13 protein-coding genes are annotated in these 15,420 nt (G+C 63.4%); 6 read left to right on the plus strand and 7 right to left on the minus strand.

Annotated elements, in window-relative coordinates; all coding sequences use genetic code 11:
- The first annotated feature begins 41 nt into the window (after positions 1-41).
- The 4 genes from NKJ13_RS21985 to NKJ13_RS22000 all read left to right on the plus strand — a co-directional run bounded on the left by NKJ13_RS21985 (position 42) and on the right by NKJ13_RS22000 (position 4,672).
- A complete protein-coding gene (locus NKJ13_RS21985; RefSeq protein ID WP_352688444.1) occupies positions 42-776 on the plus strand; it encodes a hypothetical protein in 735 nt (244 codons plus the stop codon).
- A 201-nt stretch (positions 777-977) separates the two neighbouring features.
- Positions 978-1,877: a bifunctional methylenetetrahydrofolate dehydrogenase/methenyltetrahydrofolate cyclohydrolase FolD gene (gene folD, locus NKJ13_RS21990; RefSeq protein WP_352475861.1), complete on the plus strand. Its 900-nt coding sequence runs from the start codon at positions 978-980 to the stop codon at positions 1,875-1,877.
- Between the two features lie 16 nt (positions 1,878-1,893).
- A complete protein-coding gene (locus NKJ13_RS21995; RefSeq protein ID WP_352508652.1) occupies positions 1,894-2,892 on the plus strand; it encodes a GlxA family transcriptional regulator in 999 nt (332 codons plus the stop codon).
- A 112-nt stretch (positions 2,893-3,004) separates the two neighbouring features.
- Positions 3,005-4,672 carry a vWA domain-containing protein gene (locus NKJ13_RS22000; RefSeq protein ID WP_352778328.1) on the plus strand — a complete coding sequence of 556 codons (1,668 nt, stop codon included), beginning with the start codon at positions 3,005-3,007 and terminating at the stop codon, positions 4,670-4,672.
- Between the two features lie 45 nt (positions 4,673-4,717).
- On the opposite strand, the gene edd is transcribed toward NKJ13_RS22000, so the two are convergent.
- The 3 genes from edd to zwf form a co-directional block, all read right to left on the minus strand.
- Positions 4,718-6,541: a phosphogluconate dehydratase gene (gene edd / locus NKJ13_RS22005; protein WP_352508654.1), complete on the minus strand. Its 1,824-nt coding sequence runs from the start codon at positions 6,539-6,541 to the stop codon at positions 4,718-4,720.
- 72 nt (positions 6,542-6,613) lie between these two features.
- Entirely contained in the window at positions 6,614-7,327 is a 714-nt protein-coding gene (gene pgl, locus NKJ13_RS22010; protein WP_352508655.1) for a 6-phosphogluconolactonase, read from the minus strand.
- Positions 7,309-8,778, minus strand: a complete 1,470-nt coding sequence (gene zwf / locus NKJ13_RS22015) for a glucose-6-phosphate dehydrogenase (RefSeq protein ID WP_352508656.1) — start codon at positions 8,776-8,778, stop codon at positions 7,309-7,311. Before zwf ends, pgl begins: the two co-directional genes overlap by 19 nt.
- A gap of 272 nt (positions 8,779-9,050) precedes the next feature.
- Here zwf and NKJ13_RS22020 point away from each other — a divergent pair, with 272 nt between their 5' ends.
- Positions 9,051-9,797: an SDR family oxidoreductase gene (locus tag NKJ13_RS22020; protein WP_352508657.1), complete on the plus strand. Its 747-nt coding sequence runs from the start codon at positions 9,051-9,053 to the stop codon at positions 9,795-9,797.
- Positions 9,798-9,860: 63 nt separating this feature from the next.
- On the opposite strand, the gene NKJ13_RS22025 is transcribed toward NKJ13_RS22020, so the two are convergent.
- From NKJ13_RS22025 to NKJ13_RS22035, 3 genes are all read right to left on the minus strand, one after another.
- Entirely contained in the window at positions 9,861-10,712 is an 852-nt protein-coding gene (locus tag NKJ13_RS22025) for an SH3 domain-containing protein (RefSeq protein WP_352508658.1), read from the minus strand.
- A 211-nt stretch (positions 10,713-10,923) separates the two neighbouring features.
- Positions 10,924-12,210: an NAD(P)/FAD-dependent oxidoreductase gene (locus tag NKJ13_RS22030; protein ID WP_352508659.1), complete on the minus strand. Its 1,287-nt coding sequence runs from the start codon at positions 12,208-12,210 to the stop codon at positions 10,924-10,926.
- A 140-nt stretch (positions 12,211-12,350) separates the two neighbouring features.
- A complete protein-coding gene (locus NKJ13_RS22035) occupies positions 12,351-13,784 on the minus strand; it encodes a glutamine synthetase family protein (protein ID WP_352475854.1) in 1,434 nt (477 codons plus the stop codon).
- Between the two features lie 167 nt (positions 13,785-13,951).
- Between NKJ13_RS22035 and NKJ13_RS22040 the strand changes: the two genes are divergently transcribed.
- Positions 13,952-14,668 (plus strand): HAD family hydrolase, encoded by a 717-nt coding sequence (locus NKJ13_RS22040; RefSeq protein WP_352508660.1) that lies wholly within the window; start codon positions 13,952-13,954, stop codon positions 14,666-14,668.
- Positions 14,669-14,700: 32 nt separating this feature from the next.
- Here the strand turns inward: NKJ13_RS22040 and NKJ13_RS22045 are convergent, their stop codons facing one another.
- Positions 14,701-15,090: an ANTAR domain-containing protein gene (locus tag NKJ13_RS22045; RefSeq protein WP_352508661.1), complete on the minus strand. Its 390-nt coding sequence runs from the start codon at positions 15,088-15,090 to the stop codon at positions 14,701-14,703.
- Positions 15,091-15,420: the final 330 nt, after the last annotated feature.

Here is a 15,420-nt window from a genome sequence, read left to right on the forward strand (position 1 = left end):
CGGTCGCTACGTCCCAGCCCGAGGGGGAAGCTCCAGAAACCATGGCTTATAGGAATAATCGTGAACACTGGAGGAACGAGCAGTCCCTGCTGTCGTTCGTCGAGGCAGCGCGCGACGAAGACGAAGCAGCGCTGGTTTCCCTGGAGGACCGTACAGCCCGGTCATGGCGCGAGGATGCCGCCACACGCCATCGTCTGGCCCGCTCGCGCCGCGAAGCGCGTGCCAGCCCGATCCTGTTGGCAGCCGCAGGCATAGGCCAGCCCCATCCTGATGCGTCAAAGGCCGGCCCCATACTGATGGAAGAGGCTACAGCTGCCGATGCATTTTTCGACCCCGTAGGCTCCCTTGACGGCCCCGATTCCGGTTCCGCCGATCGCGCCGCATACCCGGCAGCGCCGCCTCTCGCTCTGCTCGAGGTCGCGCGCACCAAACGGCCGGGTCCAATCGGTGCCGTGTTGTCGGCGCTGGGCCGGCTCATGCCCGGCAGAGCGCAGGAGGAGATGACGTCGGGTGAAACTTCCACCGCGACAAACTCAAGCGCAGCCATGTCGCCTGCCTTCTACCCGCAGCCGCTCTATGCCGGTCGGGCACCGTATCCGCAGCAACCCACGCCGCCGCATTCGGCACATACTCAGGCCTGGTCGAGGGACGCAATTCAGGCCTCGGAAGCCGCCGATCAGCAAAGCCAGATCGAGGAAATCCGCGCCAGCCTGCGCGAATTCCGCGAGGCGGTTCGCGAGCTCACCGAAAACCGCACGCATCGCCGCTATTTCTGAGCGTCGAATAAAACATGCCGGTTTCGAGTTAACGGCATGGGACGGCGCATTGACGGGATTGCCCGGCTCGATTTTCGTGAAAATGCCGCGCTGCATGTCCGCCCGCCCGCGCATGGTTCTGGGCAACGACCTGCATAAAAACATATCTGGAGCACGCCGCATGGATGCGGCAGGCTTAGCAATAGGCGTCGAGGGTGGTTCATGGCCGAGTTGATTGACGGAAAAAGCGTCGCCGAAGACGTGGTGCGGCGGGTCAAGACACTGACCGCCGAACTAGCGGAAAAAGGTGGGCAGCAGCCCGGTCTCGCGGTGGTCATCGTCGGCGAGGATCCGGCGAGCCAGGTCTATGTCGCATCCAAATCCCGTACCGCCAAGGAATGCGGCTTCCATTCGGTTCAGCACACACTGCCGGCCGAAACCTCCGAGCCGGACCTTTTGAAGATCATCGGCCAGCTCAATGCCGATCCGGCCATCAACGGCATCCTGGTGCAGCTTCCGCTTCCCGGCCATATCGACGCCGGCAAGATCATCCAGACCATCGCGCCGGAGAAGGATGTCGACGGCTTCCACTTCATCAATGTCGGCAAGCTCGGCACCGGCGAGCTTGAGACCGCCTTCGTGCCTTGCACGCCGGCCGGCTCGATGCTGCTGATCGAACGGGTGCGTGGCAAGGACCTGTCCGGCCTCAATGCGGTCGTCGTCGGGCGTTCGAACATCGTCGGCAAACCGATGGCCAATCTTCTGCTTGCCGCCAACTGCACCGTCACTATCGCACACAGCCGCACCAGGGACCTGCCGGCGCTTGCCCGCACCGCCGATATTCTAGTTGCAGCCGTCGGCCGGCCCGAAATGGTCCGCGGCGACTGGGTCAAGCCTGGCGCAACCGTCATCGACGTCGGCATCAACCGCATCGCCGCACCTGAGAAGGGTGAAGGCAAGACCCGCCTCGTCGGCGATGTCGCCTTTGCCGAAGCAGCGACGGCGGCCGGCGCCATCACGCCGGTGCCTGGCGGCGTCGGACCGATGACCATTGCCATGCTGATGGCCAACACGCTAGCTTCCGCCTATCTCGCGGCCGGGTTGAAACGGCCTTCCTTCTGACCAGAAAGCAGCGTCCTTGCCGAACCTCACTGTTCCCTTAGAACGGCCGGTCACCAATGATCCCGTTCAGGGCGGCCGGCAGTTCGGGTTTCTGCTGGTCGACAAGTTCTCTATGTTCTCGCTGGCCGCGGCAATCGACACGTTCCGGTCGGCGAACCGGCTGCTCGGCCGCGATTTCTATGGCTGGACGACGGTGTCGGCCGACGGCGATGCCGTCATGGCGTCCAACGGCCTGCCGCTCAAGATCGACTACGCCGTCGCCGATCTGCCGCCGGTCGATATCCTGTTCGTCTCGGTCGGGCTGACGACGGAATTTCCGGGCAAGAGCAAGGTGCTGGCAGCGCTGCGCAGTTGGGGCCGGCGCGGCAATGCGCTCGGCGCGCTTTCGGTCGGCTCCTATTTGCTTGCCGAAGCAGGCCAGCTCGATGGCTATCGCTGCACCATCCATTGGGAAAACCGCGCCGGCTTCCTCGAACGCTTTCCGGACATCAACTGCACCGGCAACGTCTTCGAGATCGACCGCAAGCGCTACACCTGCGCCGGCGGCACCACATCGATCGACCTGATGCTGGAGATCGTGCGCGGTGATTTCGGCTCGAGCCTCGCCAATGGCGTCGCCAACCAGTTCCAGCATGAGCGCATCCGCTCGGCCGGGGACCGCCAGCGCGTCGGCCCGGAACGCGACCTCACCGGCAAGTCGGAGAAGCTGCGCCGCATCGTCGAGCTGATGGCCGACCATCTCGACGAGCCGCTGTCGGCGGTGCAGCTCGCCAAGTCGGCGGGCCTGTCGGTGCGCCAGGTCGAGCGCCTGTTCCTGCGCCATCTCAGTGTGACGCCCGGGCGCTATTATATGCGGCTCAGGCTCGAGCGGGCGCGCGAATTGCTGCGCCAGACCAACATGCCGATCCTCGACGTGGCAATCGCCACCGGCTTCACCTCGCATTCCTATTTTGCCCAGAGCTACCGGCTGCAATTCGGCCGGCCGCCTTCCGATGAACGCCGCACGGCCTATTGAGGGTTTGGCAGAGAGGCGACGCAGCTTCGTACTCCGTCCGGGCTTGTGTCGCGACCCGGCGTCAAATAGCTTTCCGGCGCCGAGCGGCGGCGACTGACGGGGGAGATTTTTGATGGCGGGATTTGTGCAGAGCGTCGCTGCGGCGGCCTTGTTGCTGTGGACGACGGGGTTCGGCTTCGCCGCCGATCGCGTCATCGTCGTTCTCGATGCCTCCGGCTCGATGTGGGCGCAGATCGACGGCAAGCCCAAGCTCGAAATCGCCCGTCAATCGCTGCGGAACGTGCTGCAATCGGTCCCGGCCGAGGAGGAAATAGGCTTCATGGCCTATGGCCATCGCGAGAAGGCCAGTTGCGACGACATCGAACTCATCGTGCCACCGCAGGCAGGCTCGGCAAGTGCGATCTCAGCCGCGGCCGACAGCTTGAAATTTCAGGGCAAGACGCCGCTGACCGCTGCGGTCAAGCAAGCGGCGGAAGCATTGAAATACACCGAGGACAAGGCGACGGTCGTTCTCATCACCGATGGCATCGAGACATGTAGCGGCGATCCCTGTGCGCTCGGCAAGGAACTGGAGGCTGCTGGCGTCGACTTCACCGTCAATGTCGTCGGCTTCGGCCTGACGGCGGCCGAGGGCAAGCAGGTCGGTTGCCTCGCCGACAATACCGGCGGCAAATATATCGAAGCGTCGGATGAAAAGGCATTGCAGGACGCCCTCGTCGAGACCGTTGCGCCTCCGCCACGCGCCCCTGAACCGACTCCCGCCCCGCAGCCTGCTCCCCAGCCGGCGCCCGCCCAGCCGGCGGAGTCCAATTTCGTGCCCACCGTCGTGCTTGCCGAGGGTGGCGATCCCGTCACCGACGGCAATGCCTGGGAGATCTACAAGGCGAATTCCGACGGCACGCGCGGCGATCCCGTCACCACCGAATATGGCACCTACAAGGGCAATCTGGAGCCGGGCGACTATATCGTCGTCGCGCGTGCCGGCGAGGCCAGGGCCGAACAGAAGATCAAGATAGAGCCTGGCCAGGTCGCCAAACCGCACTTCAACCTGAATGCCGGCACGCTGGTCATCCACCCGCGGCCAAGCGAAGGAGCGGACGTTGATGACGGCGCGGCTGTCGTAATCGGCTATCCCGGCGTCGACACCCCGCCGACCTACTACGGTGACACGAAAGTCGTGCTGCCGGCCGGTGACCAGAAGGTGACGGTCACGATCGGCCAGGGCATGGTTATCGAGACGATCCCGCTTGCCGCCGGCAGGGTCATCGACAAGGACATCATCGTCGGCGTCGGGCGTATCGTCGCCAACGCCTATTATGCTGCCGGCGGCGACAAGGCCGAGGGTTCTGGCGTCGGCTTCAAGGTGCTCCAGGCGAAAAAGAACATCGACGGAACCAGGCAGGAGGTGACCTATGCCTACGGTCCGGACAGCAAGTTCGATCTGCCGCCCGACGATTATGTAATGGTCGCGACGGTCGACCTTGCGGTGGCCGAGCAGCCGTTCAGCGTCAAGGTTGGCGACCATCAGGATCTGAAGATCGCGATGAACGCCGGCATGCTGACGATAACCGCGCCAGGGGCCTCGAAGATCGAGATATTCGAGGCCAGGAAGGCCATCGACGGAACCCGCAAGTCGGTCGGCTACGCCTACGACCAAAAGTATCAAGCCACCCTGTCGGCCGGCGACTACGCGGTGGTTTCGGAGAAATCGGACAACAGCTCGAGGGAAGGCACGGTAACGGTCAGGGCCGGCGCGCGAGCCGAGCTGACCGTTCAGTAGATATAAGGGAGAGCGGCCACCAGCCGCTCTTCCATGGTCGAAAAGTCACGCCGTACCGAAGGCGCTGGCGCCATGGTCGGCGCGTCCCACCAACTGCCGGAACCCGGCGAAAAGCTCGCGGCCGAAGCCGAATTCATTGCCTATGAGGTCGCTGTCCGCGGGGCGGCGCAGTGCGAAATCGCCGGCTGGCACCAGTACCTCCAGCGTCCCGGCCTCGGCGTCGAGCCTGATGATATCGCCGTCATGGATCCTGGCGATAGGCCCGTCCTCCGCCGCTTCCGGCGTCACGTGGATCGCCGCTGGCACCTTGCCTGAAGCGCCCGACATGCGGCCGTCGGTGACCAACGCCACATGCTGGCCGCGGTCCTGCAGGATGCCGAGCACGGTGGTCAGCCTGTGCAATTCTGGCATGCCGTTGGCCTTCGGTCCCTGGAACCGAATGACGGCGATGAAGTCGCCGGTCAGCGACCCCGCCTTGAACGCCTCGTTCAGGCCTTGCTGGCTGTCGAACACCTTGGCCGGCGCCTCGATGACGCGCCGCTCCGGCTTGACCGCCGATGTCTTGATGACGGCGTGGCCGAGATTGCCCGAAAGCACTTTTAGACCGCCGCTCGGCTGGAACGCCTTCTTGAACGGCGCCAGCACCTTCTCGTCCCCGCTCTCGCGCGGCGAAGCCTCGCGCACGACGCCGCCGTCCGCACCGAGCTTGGCCTCGACCGCGTAGGGGCGCAGCCCTTCGCCCCACACCGTCTGGACATTCTCGTGCAGGATGCCTGCGTCGAGCAGTTCGCGGATCAGGAAGCCGAGCCCGCCGGCGGCGTGGAAGTGGTTCACATCGGCAAGGCCGTTCGGATAGACCCGCGCCAGCAGCGGCACGGCTTCCGAGATGTCGGAAATATCCTGCCAGGTAATGGCGATGCCGGCCGCCGCCGCCATGGCGATCAGGTGGATGGTGTGGTTGGTCGAACCGCCGGTGGCGTGGAGGCCGACGATGCCGTTGACGATCGAGCGCTCATCGATCATCCGCCCGACCGGCGTGTAGGCGTTGCCGAGCGCGGTGATCGCCAGCGCCCGCTTGGTCGCTTCCCTGGTCAGCGCGTCGCGCAGCGGCGTGCCGGGATTGACGAAGGAAGCGCCAGGCGTGTGCAGGCCCATGATCTCCATCAGCATCTGGTTGGAATTGGCGGTACCGTAGAAAGTGCAGGTTCCCGGCCCGTGATAGGATTTTGATTCCGCTTCGAGCAGTTCGGCCCGCCCCGCCTTGCCCTCGGCATAGAGCTGGCGGATCTTGGCTTTTTCGTCGTTCGGAATGCCGGTCGTCATCGGCCCGGCCGGGATGAAGACCGCCGGCAGATGGCCGAAGGTCAGCGCCGCGATCACCAGCCCCGGCACGATCTTGTCGCAGACGCCGAGATAGACGGCGGCATCGAACATGTTGTGCGACAGGCCGATTGCCGCGGCCATGGCGATCACGTCGCGCGAGAACAGCGACAGCTCCATTCCGGGTTGGCCCTGGGTGACGCCGTCACACATCGCCGGCACGCCGCCGGCCACCTGGGCGATGCCGCCGGCCTCGCGCGCCGCGTCCTTGATCAGCGCCGGGAATGTCTCGAAAGGCTGATGCGCCGACAGCATGTCGTTATAGGAGGTGATGATGCCGAGGTTCGGCACCCGGTCGCCGCCAAGCGCCACCTTTTCGGAAGGGCTGCAGACGGCAAAGCCGTGGGCCAGGTTGCCGCAGGACAGCACGGCCCGGTTGGCGGTGCGGTTCGAGGCTTCGGCGATGCGGCCGAGATAGGCCTCGCGACCGGGCTTGGAGCGCTCACGGATGCGCTGGGTGATGGCTTCGATGTCACGTCTTGCGGTCATGGCGGTCGGTCCTTTCAGGCGAGGTCCCGCAACACCTTCCGGCTGTTGCCGGGACCTGCAGCCAAGTTGAGATCAGGGTGCCCAGAAAACCTCTACGGGCTTTAGAGTGGCTTCGAGCACGGCGCGAATGGGCTTTCGTGCTCCAGTTCCAAGCGCGGCCTCGAATGCGGCGCGTTTTTCCGCGCCCTCGATATGCAGCGCGATGAAGGCGGCATTGATGATCCGCGCCAATGACAGCGTCAGCCGTGGCTCGCCGGCGCTTGCCGCGTGAACCGGAAGCACGATCCTTTGCGACGACGGATCGAGCAATCTTGCCAGGTTGTCGGCATCCGGAAAGAACGAGGCGGTGTGGCCATCAGTTCCCATGCCGAGCACAACGACGTCGAGTGGCCAGGGCAGCACTTGCAGCGCGTCACTATCGGAGACCGCTGCGCCCTCGATACTTGCCGCTGCGCGGTAGAGCGGCACGAAATTCGCGGCCGCGGCCGCGTTCTGCAGCAGGTTGGCGGCAACCAGGCCGGCATTGGAGCGCGGCGATGAGGGCGGCACGAAGCGCTCGTCGACCAATGTTATCGTCACCTTTTCCCAAGCGATCGGAACGGTCGAAAGCGCCTGGAAGAATTTCTCCGGCGTCGTGCCGCCCGAGACCGCGAGCAGTCCCGTGCCGCGCTCGGCGATCGCCTTTGACAGACGGCCGGCGACGTGGCCGGCAAGCGCTGTCGCCAGCTCCTTGCGTCCGGCAAATTCGTGCCAGTTGTAGGCGCCGCCTAATTGCTCTCGTGCCATGTCCGCCCGTCGCGTTCGATCAGCGCAATCGAGGCCGAGGGGCCCCATGTGCCGGCGGTGTAGCCTTGCGCCTCTTGCCTGCCGCTTTCCCAGGCGTCCTGGATCGGGTCGATCCATTTCCACGCCGCCTCGACCTCGTCGCGGCGCATGAACAGCGTCTGGTTGCCACGGATGACGTCCATGATCAGCCGCTCATAGGCATCGGGGGCGCGGCCGTCGAAGGATTGCGCAAAACTCATGTCGAGCGGAATCTGGCGCAGCCGCATGCCGCCCGGCCCCGGATCCTTGATCATGATGAACTGCTTGACGCCTTCGTCGGGCTGCAGCCTGATGACCAGCTGGTTGGCGGAGATCGGCCCGGCGCTCTCGCCGAAGATCGAGTGCGGGATCGGCTTGAATTCGATGACGATCTCCGAAACGCGGGTCGCAAGCCGCTTGCCGGTTCGGAGGTAGAACGGCACGCCCGCCCAGCGCCAGTTGCCGATCTCGGCCTTGAGCGCAACGAAAGTCTCGGTGTGGCTGTTCTTGCCGAGTTCCTCGACATAGCCTTTCACCGGCCCGCCGGCCGAGGCGCCGGCACGATATTGCCCGCGCACCGTGTGCTTCGGCGCTTCGTTGCCGTTGATGCGCTTCAGCGCCCGCAGCACCTTCAGCTTTTCGTCACGGACAGCATCGGCGTCCATCGACGACGGCGCCTCCATCGCGACCAGGCAGAGCAGCTGCAGCATGTGGTTCTGCACCATGTCGCGCAATGCGCCGGCCTTGTCGTAATAGGTGACGCGGTCTTCCAGGCCGACCGTCTCGGCCACGGTGATCTGCACATGATCGACATTGGCGGAATTCCAAAGCGGCTCGTAGAGCGCGTTGGCAAAGCGCAGCGCCATCAAATTCTGAACCGTCTCCTTGCCGAGATAATGGTCGATGCGGAAAATCTGGCTTTCATGGAAGTCGTCGCCGACCAGGTCGTTGAGCGCGCGCGCCGAAGCGAGATCGCGGCCGATCGGCTTTTCCAGCACGATGCGCGAATTCGGCGTGATCAGCCCGTGCTCCTTCAGCTTGTGCGAGATGTCGCCGAACAGCGCCGGCGCCACCGCCAGATAGAAAGCGCGGATGTGTTCGCTGTCGCCGATCGCCTTCTTCAGCCTGTCGAAGCCCGCACCTGTGGTTGCATCTGCCGGGACATAGGAGAGCCGCGCGAGGAACGTCTTCAGTTCCGTGGCGTCGATATCCTCCGGCTTCACATGATCGGCAATCGCCTGCCTGGCGAACGACTGGAATTCCTCGTCGGTCATCTTCGAACGTGATGTGCCGATGATGCGCGTCGGCTCGGAAAACTGGTGGTCGCGCTGCCGGTGATACAGCGACGGCAGAAGCTTACGTTCCGACAGGTCGCCGGTGCCGCCGAAAATGATGAAGTCGAAGGGGTCGACGGGAATGATCTGGCTGGTCATGGTCTGTCCGCTGTGACGCCGGTCGCGATAACGCGGCTGATATAATCTAATCGATTTAAACTTGCCAGTGCCATTGCGTCACATCCGCGTGTGCTCTTGACACGGGCGCTAGCCGGAGGCTTGTCGGCAAGCGATGCTTCCGGAGCCTTCGCAGGTGCAGCATAGTGCCGGATGGCAGCGAAAGCCAAAGGAGAAATCGTCGATGAACGCACATCTTTCGATGGCCTGGCCAAAGGCGTCGTCGATCGCCTTCAACGATGAGTGAGAAAAGCATGCGCCTGCAAAACAAAGTCGCCATCATCACCGGCGCTGCCTCGGGCTTTGGCGAGGGCATTGCCAGGCGCTTTGCCGAGGAGGGCGCGCGGGTGGTCGTCGCCGATCTGAACGCCAAGGGCGCGGAGCGCGTTGCCGGGGAGATCGGCGAAAAGGCGATCTGGACCCAGACCGACGTCTCGCTGCGGTCCGAATTCGACGACATGGTCCATGCCGCAATGAGCGCCTTCGGCCGCATCGACATCATGGTCAACAATGCCGGTTACACGCATCGCAACGGTGACCTGCTGGAAGTCGACGAAGCGACCTTCGACCTGATCACAGCTGTCAACATGAAGGCGATCTACCACGCAGCGCTTGCCGTGGTGCCGGTCATGGAACGGCAAGGCGGTGGCGTCATCCTGACGACGGCCTCCACGGCCGGTATCAGGCCGCGGCCTGGCCTCACCTGGTACAACGCATCGAAGGGCTGGGCGATCACCGCGACCAAATCGATGGCGGTGGAACTCGCGCCGAAGAACATCCGCGTCAACTGCCTCTGCCCAGTTGCCGGCGAGACCGGCATGCTCGCGAAATTCATGGGCGCCGACACACCCGAGATCCGCGAGAAGTTCCGCGCATCGATCCCGCTCGGCCGGCTTTCGACGCCGCTCGACATTGCCAATGCCGCGCTTTGGCTTGCTTCGGACGAAGCGGCTTTCATCACTGGCGTGGCGCTGGAAGTCGACGGCGGACGTTGTATTTGAACGGCCGGGTCCTCAGGCGCAGGACTGGCTGATGGCGAGCCACCCGCGATCGCTGTGCCGGCCTTACGCCCCGGTTTTGACGTAGCTCTTGTACACCCAGCCGCGCTTGCCGTTGTAGACGATCTGGCACCATTGCTTGCAGCTCACCACCTGCACCGAGGTCTTGGCAGGCACGGTGAGAATGGCGGCAGCATTCTTCTTCGGGCCGATCCGCATGGTGACGGATCTCAGGATGCGTCCGGTACCCGCAGTATTGGTTTTTTCGGATTTTGCCTTGGTACCGTCGGCGTCCTCACTCGCGGACTGCGCCGCCGGCAGTTGCGGCTTGGGTGTGGGGATGGCGGCGGTCTGAGCACCGTCAGGCCCTGTGCTTTTCGTCGAGCTGCCGGGAGCCGCCACTTTGGCAAACAGTGCCGCAGCGTCGGGCTTCGCTGCCGGGTCAGCAAACGCCACCGCGGCGGACGATTTATCGGCCGCCTGCTCGGTCTGGCTTGCCAGTTGGTCGGATGCTGCCGTGGCGGCGGCCGATGCCGTCTTTGGCCCCGTCCAGCGCGGATCGTTGGGAGCCAGCGCCGGTATCTCGGCTTCCGCCGCGGCAACCGCCGGGGAAACCGCATCTGCCTTGCCCGTCGTCCGCGGCGCCGCAGCGACCTTGGCAGGCATGATCTTCGTCGTCTTGACCGGGATGGTCGGAACGATCTGCTCAGGGCTTGCGGCCGCTTGTCGCTCATTTGCCGGCAATGCCAGCCACAGTGCCACCGCGGCAACGCCGAGCAGTGCGGCCGTGCCAAGCGCGGCGATTACCAGATGCGCGTTCGACCGGACCCCATGCCAGAACGTCGGCCGCATATCGTAACCGAATTGCATCGCAAGGCGCCGTCGTTCCGGCGCGCCGAAACTGAAGGGCTCTTTCACTCTTGCCACCTCCATTTGCGGGCCGATGTTCTTACGACCCCTTGCCGGAGAGCCGGCATTTCGGTCGGCATCGGTCCCAAACCAAAAGCGGGCAAGCCCGCAAAATTCCCCGTTCAGCTGCCCACGAGCATCATCTTTCGCCCGCGATTGTGGCATCACTGCGCCCTTGGCGGGAATTCTGCGCCCAGGTTAAGGATTCTGCAACGTCTGGTTAAATCCTGTCCCGCAACGCGTACCAGTTGAGCGCAAGAAAGAGCAGTGGCGCGCGCAAACGCCGGCCGCCGGGGAAGGGAGGAATTTTCAGGTCCTCGATCAGCTTCAGCCGGTCGCGGTTGCCGGCGACCGTCTCGGCATAAAGCTTGCCGAAAAAGTTCGACAGCATGACGCCATGGCCGGAATAACCGCCGATCGAGATCACATTGGGCATCACTTCGCGCACGAACGGCTTTCTCGGCACGGTGATGCCGACATAGCCGCCCCAGCCATGGGTGATCTCGACGTCCTTCAATGAGGGATAGATCTCGGCGATCTGCCGGCGGATGTGGATGTGGATGTCCTTGGGATCGTTGACCGCGTAGATCTCGCGCCCCCCAAACAGCAGCCGCCCATCCTTCGATTTGCGGAAATAGCGCACGACGAAGCGCGAATCGTCGACGGCCTCGCCACCCGGCAACACTTTGGAATCGGCTCCCAGCGGCACCGTTGCACCGATGAAGGAGCCGATCGGCATGATATGCGCGGCACTCACCGGTTCGAGCGTGCCGCCATAGGCGTTGACCCCGATCAGGCATTTAGCGGCGGTGATCGTGCCCTTCGGCGTCACAACCCTGACCTTGCCGCCGCCGGAGGTGATGCCGGTCGACGGCGTCTGCTCGAAAAGCTTTGCGCCGGCCTGTGTCGCGACTTTCGCGGTGCCGATCACCAGCTTCAGCGGATGGATGTGGCCGGTGCCGGTATCGCGGGTGCCGCCGAAATAATGCGTCGAGCCGAGCCGCTCGGCAGTCTCCGCGGCATCCATGAATGAGATGTGCGGATAACCGAACCGGTTTGCCATGATCTCGGCATGAGCCTTGTAGTCGTCGACATAGCGCTTCTTGTGCGCCACCGACATTTGGCCGGGCATATAGTCGATCTCGATCTGGTTCACCGCGGCGAAGTCGAGCAGATGCGCCTTGGCCTCTTCGGCCAGGTCGAACAGCGCCTTGGCGCGGGAAAAGCCGTATTCCGCTTCCAGCTCCTCTGCCCAGGCCCGCTGTCCGGTGCCGAGCTGGCCACCATTGCGGCCGGATGCGCCATCACCGAAACGATGCGTTTCGATAAGCACGACATCTGAGCCTGTCTTGGCGAGGTGAGCCGCCGCCGACAGGCCGGTAAAGCCGCCGCCGACGATCACCACATCGCATGTCCGGTCGCCGTCGAGCGCCGGATATTCGGGCCTTGGCCCGGCGGTGTCTTCGTACCAGGAGCGGCCGGGGGAGATTGGGGATTGGTAGGGCATGATGCAGCCAAGGCTCGGAGATTTTTGCAGAGGCGGAGAGAAATAGTGAGTAGTGAGTAGTAGTTGGTGAATAGGAACGGACAGTAACGGTCTTGGTGCGATCCAGCCCCGTTCACTACTCACTAATGACTACTCACTACTCACACATTCAGCAGCAAATACTCCCTCTCCCACGGGCTGATCACTTCCATGAAGGTCTCGAATTCCGCTCGCTTGATCGCCGCATAGGTCGCTGCGAAGGATTTGCCGAGCAGGGCGCAGAGTTCCTCGTCGGCCTCGAACAGGTCGACGGCTTCGAGCAGGCTGCGCGGCAGGTCGATCTGGTCCTCGTTGGCGGTCGTCAGAACCGGCGGCTCGGCCTGGATCTTGTTGGTCATGCCGATCAGCCCGCAGGCGAGCGATGCCGCCAGCGCTAGATAGGGGTTGGCGTCAGAGGAGGGGATGCGGTTTTCGACGCGCCGCGCCGCCGGGTCGGAGCGGGGCACGCGGAAGGCCGTGGTGCGGTTGTCGTAGCCCCATTTGTTGTTGACCGGCGCCGAGGCCGACTGCGTCAGCCGCCGGTAGGAATTGACGTAGGGCGCAAACATCACCAGCGCGTTCGGCACATGTTTCTGCATGCCGCCGATGAAGTGGAAGAAGGCGTCGGTCTCCGAGCCGTCCTCCGCCGAAAAGACGTTCTTGCCGGTCTTCTTGTCGATGATCGACTGATGGATATGCATGGCGGAACCGGGCTGGCCCTGGATCGGCTTGGCCATGAAGGTGGCGTAGATTTCGTGCTTCAGCGCCGCCTCGCGGATTGTGCGCTTGAACATGAACACCTGGTCGGCGAGCTCGATCGGATCGCCGTGACGCAGATTGATTTCGAGCTGGCCGGCGCCCTCCTCGTGGATCAGCGTGTCGATCTCCAGCCCTTGGCTTTCGGAGAAATGATAGATGTCGTCGATCAGTTCGTCGAATTCGTTGACCCCGGCGATCGAATAGCCAGCGCCGCCGCCGATCGGCCGCCCGGAGCGCCCGACAGGCGGGGTGAGCGGGTAGTCCGGATCGGGGTTCTTGCGCACCAGGTAGAACTCGATCTCAGGCGCCACGACCGGTCTCAGCCCGCGTCTGTCGTAAGCGGCGAGCACGCGCTTCAGCACGTTGCGCGGCGTGAACTCGACCGAGCGGCCGTCCTGGTGGACGAGGTCGCAGATAACCGCCGCCGTCGGGTCCTCCTCCCACGGCACCACGGTCAGCGTCGAGAGGTCAGGCATCAGCTTGAGGTCGCCATCGTCTTCCGGATAGTGGAAGCCATTGCCGTCCTCCGGATAGCCGCCGGAAATCGTCGTCATGAACACCGCCGAAGGCAGTGCCAGCGAGGTATTGGAGGTGAATTTCTTCGATGGCATCATCTTGCCGCGCGCAACCCCGGCCTGGTCGGGCGTGATGCATTCGATGTCTTCGATGCCGCGCCATTCCAGCCAGGCGCTGACTTCCTTCCAGTTCTTGACGCCACGTTGGTTTTTCACGAAGGCAGGCGTGCGGGCACGTCCTCCGCGGCTCGACGGACGGACTTCCTTTTTTGCAGGCGGCATCAATCACCAGATTTGTTGCAGATTGTGGAGTATAGCCGTTGCCGACGACGGAAGGGAAGGGGAGCCGGCGGGCGTGCGCCTCGATAATCGGGGAAACACAACGACTTCCGGATGAAAGCTTCCTGGTCTAGGGTCGGCCTCCCGCAACGCTGCAATTAATGGGCCACATGCAACACAGCCGCAAACTGACGACGATCGGCTTCGACGCCGATGACACGCTGTGGCAGAATGAACAGTTCTTCCGCATGACCGAGAAGCGCTTTGCCGCACTGCTCGCCGATCACGCCGAGGAGGACCGGATTTCAGCAAGGTTGTTAGAGGCCGAGAAGCGCAACCTCGCGGTCTACGGCTTCGGCATCAAGGGATTTACGCTGTCGATGATCGAGACGGCTATCGAGGTCACCGAGGGCCAGGTGCCGGCCTCAACGATCGCCGAAATTCTCGCCGCGGGCCGCGAGATGCTCAGCCATCCGATCGAGCCGCTTCCGTATGCGCGCGAGACCGTGGAAAAGCTGGCCGGCGCCTACCGCCTGGTGTTGATCACCAAGGGCGACCTGTTCGACCAGGAACGCAAGCTGGCGCAATCCGGACTGGGAGCGCTGTTCCATGCGGTCGAAATCGTCAGCGACAAGAGCGCTGCCACCTATAGCCGCATCTTCAGCCGCCACGGCGATGGCCCGGAAAAGGGCATGATGGTCGGCAACTCGCTCAAATCGGACGTCGTGCCGGCCATCGAAGCCGGCAGTTGGGGCATCCACGTGCCGCATGAACTGACCTGGGTGCTGGAGCATGTCGAGCCGCCGGTCTCAGCACCGCGCTTTCGCCAGATAGCCAATCTCGGTGAACTGCCAGGCCTGATCGAGCGTATCGGCGAGATTGATTGATCAGGTCTGCGGTCGGCGCGTCGCCGTAGAGGTCAGTTGCGGCCGACCCCGACCAGCCGGTCAATCACCGGCTGCAGCCGTTCGGTGGTGATCGGCTTGACGACCACCACATCGACGACGCTCGACAGGCCCAGGCTCTCCGGAGTGCCGGTCTTGACTGAAAGCAGGATCACTGACGGAAGCGATCTGCCTGACGCCCTTCGCAGTGCATCGATACCCGACAGCAAGGCGTCGCAGTCCCCGTTCTCCGCTCCGCCGTCGAGAACGACAGTCCCGGGTATCAGCGCGTACAAGGCCTTTGCCGCGGTTTCGGGAGTTTCCGAGATCGGTTTGAGGCCGGACCGCTCCACGATTTTTGAAACCACGACGCGGTTGATCGGTGATTTTCCGACCACCAGCACCCGCGAGAAATCCGGCAGCATCCGCGTCTCCATGTCTCGGCTAACGAAAGGCGGCTGTTTTGCAGTCTCGATATCGCGATTCGCTGGGCACATGGCGGGGCAGGCCGTTGTTCAACATTTCAATGCAGGGTTGAAACTCGAGCGGTAATTGGCGTGAGATCACTGCTTATGTCAAGCTCAAATGGCATATCAGGAGAATATCGCAAGAAACATTAAAATTAAAATTAAGTGCTTTCTTTGCCGCCGCCCGGAGGAGAAGTTGCCACCACGACGGGGCAGACTCCAGTGAACTTTAGCTTTGCAGCGCGAACGCACCAACTCGCAGCCGTAGCCGGGTTGACGAAAGGTTGG

Origin of the sequence: Mesorhizobium sp. M0174 (genome assembly GCF_040322275.1) — a bacterium.
Taxonomy (GTDB): domain Bacteria; phylum Pseudomonadota; class Alphaproteobacteria; order Rhizobiales; family Rhizobiaceae; genus Mesorhizobium.